General features: G+C 62.6%; 5 protein-coding genes and 1 tRNA gene. 4 read left to right on the forward strand and 2 right to left on the reverse strand.

The genetic code is table 11. From position 1 onward, the window contains the following. Position 1: 1 nt before the first annotated feature. The 3 genes from gmd (at position 2) to EN742_RS27845 (ending at position 2,527) form a co-directional block, all read left to right on the forward strand. Positions 2-1,066 carry a GDP-mannose 4,6-dehydratase gene (gene gmd, locus EN742_RS27835; RefSeq protein WP_245492407.1) on the forward strand — a complete coding sequence of 355 codons (1,065 nt, stop codon included), beginning with the start codon at positions 2-4 and terminating at the stop codon, positions 1,064-1,066. After that, a complete protein-coding gene (locus tag EN742_RS27840; RefSeq protein WP_126058410.1) occupies positions 1,063-2,025 on the forward strand; it encodes a GDP-L-fucose synthase in 963 nt (320 codons plus the stop codon). Before gmd ends, EN742_RS27840 begins: the two co-directional genes overlap by 4 nt. A 292-nt stretch (positions 2,026-2,317) precedes the next feature. Then, entirely contained in the window at positions 2,318-2,527 is a 210-nt protein-coding gene (locus EN742_RS27845; RefSeq protein WP_127404952.1) for a hypothetical protein, read from the forward strand. Between the two features lie 111 nt (positions 2,528-2,638). Here EN742_RS27845 and EN742_RS27850 read toward each other — a convergent pair. Further along, positions 2,639-2,713 (reverse strand) — tRNA-Val (locus EN742_RS27850). A 112-nt stretch (positions 2,714-2,825) separates the two neighbouring features. Further along, positions 2,826-3,188: a response regulator gene (locus EN742_RS27855; RefSeq protein WP_006199474.1), complete on the reverse strand. Its 363-nt coding sequence runs from the start codon at positions 3,186-3,188 to the stop codon at positions 2,826-2,828. Positions 3,189-3,351: 163 nt separating this feature from the next. On the opposite strand from EN742_RS27855, the gene EN742_RS27860 reads away from it, so the two are divergent. After that, positions 3,352-3,706 (forward strand): N-formylglutamate amidohydrolase (locus EN742_RS27860; RefSeq protein WP_189375647.1); only part of this gene is annotated, 355 nt, incomplete at its 3' end.

Below are 3,706 nucleotides of genomic sequence, written 5' to 3' on the forward strand. Positions count from 1 at the left end.
CATCACCGGCGTGACCGGGCAGGACGGAGCCTATCTGGCGCAATTGCTGCTTGAGAAGGGTTATGTCGTCCACGGCGTCAAACGCCGCTCGTCCTCATCAAACACCGGGCGTATCGAAGACCTCTATGTCGATCCGCATGAGCGCGACGCACGCCTCTTCCTGCACTATGGCGATCTGACCGACGCGGCCAACCTGATCCGCCTCGTGCAGGAGACGCGACCCGCCGAAATCTACAATCTCGGCGCCCAGAGCCATGTCCAGGTGAGTTTCGAGAACCCGGAATATACGGGCAATGCCAATGCGCTGGGGACGCTGCGGCTGCTGGAGGCGATCCGTATCCTCGGCCTCGAAAGGTCGGTGCGCTTCTATCAGGCGTCGACCTCGGAACTCTACGGCAAGGCGTCGGTGGCGCCGCAGAACGAGACGACGCCCTTCCGTCCGCGCTCGCCCTATGCGGCGGCCAAGCTCTACGCCTACTGGACGACGGTCAACTACCGCGAGGCCTATGGCATGTTCGCGGCCAACGGCATCCTGTTTAACCACGAGAGTCCATGCCGTGGCGAGACCTTCGTCACCCGCAAGATCACGCGCGCGGTGGCCGCGATCCATCACGGGCGGCAAGATGTGCTCTATCTCGGCAATATCGACGCCAGACGCGACTGGGGCCATGCGCGCGACTATGTCGAGGGCATGTGGCGCATCCTCCAGCACGACGAGGCCGACGATTTCGTGCTGGCGACGGGCGAGACGCATTCGGTGCGCGAATTCGTCGAACTGGCCTTCGCCGAGACGGGGCGCACCGTGCTCTGGCAAGGCCATGACGCAGACGAAGTGGGTATCGACGCCGTTTCGGGCGCGGTCCTGGTGCGCATCGACCCACGCTATTTCCGGCCAACCGAGGTCGACCTCCTGGTCGGCGACGCGTCCAAGGCGAGAGCCGTGCTGGGCTGGTCGCACAGGACCGGCTTCAGGGATCTGGTGGCGGAAATGGTGCAGGCCGACCTCGCGGATTTTGACGATGCAGCCATGGCAGGGCGGACGTTCCGCCCGGGGGTGGGCCGATGACTTTCGATTTGAAGGGCAAACGGGTCTTCGTTGCCGGGCACCGCGGCATGGTCGGCTCGGCTGTCGCGCGCCGACTGGCAGGCGAGGATTGCGAAATCCTGACGGTCGCGCGCAGCGAGCTCGACCTTCTCGACCAGGCCGGCGTGCGGCGCTGGATGGCCGAGCACAGGCCGGACGCAGTGGTAATGGCGGCCGCAAAGGTCGGCGGCATCCTGGCCAACGACACGCTTCCGGTCGACTTTCTCCACGAGAACCTGGTGGTGCAGACCAATGTCATGGAGAGCGCCTTCCGCTGCGAGGTGCGGAAGCTCCTGTTCCTCGGCTCGTCCTGCATTTATCCGAAGCTCGCGCCGCAGCCGATCCCCGAAGACGCGCTGTTGACCGGTCCGCTCGAGCCCACCAATGAATGGTACGCGGTCGCCAAGATCGCCGGGCTGAAACTCTGCCAGGCCTACCGGCGTCAGTATGGCGTGGACTACATCTCCGCCATGCCGACCAACCTCTATGGTCCGGGCGACAATTTCGACCTCACCAGCAGCCATGTCGTGCCGGCCCTCATGCGCAAGGCGCATGAGGTCAAGCGTGCCGGCGGGAAGCAGCTGGAGGTCTGGGGATCGGGCAGGCCAATGCGCGAGTTCCTGCATGTCGACGACGCCGCCGATGCGCTTGTCTGGCTGCTGAAGAACTATTCCGGCGACGGCCACGTCAATGTCGGCTCGGGAGAAGACATCAGCATTGGCAAGCTTGCCCGCACGATCCTGTCCGTGGTCGGCGTCGAAGCCACGGTAACCTTCGACGCGACAAAGCCGGACGGCACGCCGCGCAAGCTGCTGGACGTGTCGCGCCTGTTTGCAACGGGCTGGCGGCCGCGCTGCTCGCTGCGCGATGGATTGGAACAGACTTATGGGTGGTTTCTGCGGCATGTCGAGACAGGCGACGTTCGCCTCGGCGCGGGCTGAGCCGCAATCGACGCTGATTGCCGCAGCATGAGGGGATGGGCTGGGCAGCCACCTTCTGGCAATGGCCAACGCAAAGTCGGTCGTGGACGCGTTCGGCTACAGGCGCAATCGTGTCGTCGATGGAAGAGCGGTTCCACGCCACACGCGCCACTCGCTCACCAGCGGCAACGGCGCCTTGTTCGCCGGCGCATGGCGAAAGGCTTCGCAGAAATTTTCCGATTCGTTTGAACCAATCCTTGGAGGGACGCGACCCAGCGCTGCGTAACAAACGCGGTCCACAAGGAGAACGTCCATGCCTATTCTTTCGAGAAACGTCTTGCTTGCCATCGCCGCCGCTTCAGTGGTGGCGGGCTGTAAGACGACCACCCCCCGGGATTGCGATAACCTCAAGCCGAACGTCACCTATCACGGCAAATGCTGCGGCATTGGCGATGCGCCGTGCCGCGAAGGCAAGAACGGCAACCACGACAGGCCCAACAGACCCGACCCTCGGCCGCAATGAGTGTAGGAGAGTAAGCCAGTGAGAGAGCAGGGCAATAGGGAATGATTAGCAGCGGCAAGATCCTGCTGCCGTATTGCCCTACTCTCTTGTTCCCGTGGGGATTTGTTAGGATGGTGGGCGTGACAAGGATTGAACTTGTGACCCCTGCAATGTCAATGCAGTGCTCTCCCGCTGAGCTACACGCCCATCCGATGCCGCGCATACACCATTTTTGATCCGGCGCGTCAATAGGTGGAAAAACGAAAGAAGGGCTCGTTTTGTCGCGCCCGAAGGCGCGCCGGGATCAAGCTGGAACGCCTCACGCCGCCTGCAGCATCTTCTCGACCTCGTTGACGAGGTCACGCAGGTGGAACGGCTTCGACAGTACCTTGGCGTCCTTCGGCGCCTTGGAATCAGGGTTGAGCGCTACTGCGGCGAAACCGGTGATGAACATGACCTTGAGGTCGGGATCGATCTCGGTGGCGCGGCGTGCAAGCTCGATGCCGTCCATCTCCGGCATGACGATATCGGTCAAAAGCAGCGAGAACGGTTCCTCGCGCAGCCGCTCATAGGCGCTGGCGCCATTGTCGAAATCGCTCACCTGATAGCCGGCGCGCTCCAATGCCTTGACGAGGAACCGGCGCATATCATCATCGTCTTCCGCCAGCAGAATGCGTGCCATCATGTCCCGTCCGAATCACCCGCCCGATGTTGATGCCGGGCAAGCCCGTTAACCATCCTGTATATGAGGAGGTGTCGGTAAACATCAAGTGAACGTTGGGCGCATAAGCCCGACTTTGACAACGGGGACAGAGCGCTGAAATGCTGGACATGCGGCCGGGGAGATGGCAGTTTTAGACCATGATGCAGTGCTGTTTCCTGGTTCGTTCACATTGAAGACGGCAGCCGAGGATTTTTCGGTCGTTCCACCCTTCGATATCCGATCGGGCGCCGAGCAGCGCGTTCCCTTCCTCTTCAATTCGCCGCATAGCGGCCGCTACTATCCCGAGCGCTTTTTGGCCATGGCCAAGCTCGACAGCAACGCCATCCGCCGGTCGGAGGATTGCTATGTCGACGAGTTGTTCGGCGGCGCCGTGGTGCTCGGCGCGCCCATGCTGGCGGCGAATTTCCCGCGCGCCTATCTCGACGTCAATCGGGAGCCCTGGGAGCTCGACCCGCGCATGTTCGCCGAGCCGGTGC

It is taken from the genome of Mesorhizobium sp. M4A.F.Ca.ET.020.02.1.1 (genome assembly GCF_004022645.1).
Classification (GTDB): Bacteria; Pseudomonadota; Alphaproteobacteria; order Rhizobiales; family Rhizobiaceae; genus Mesorhizobium.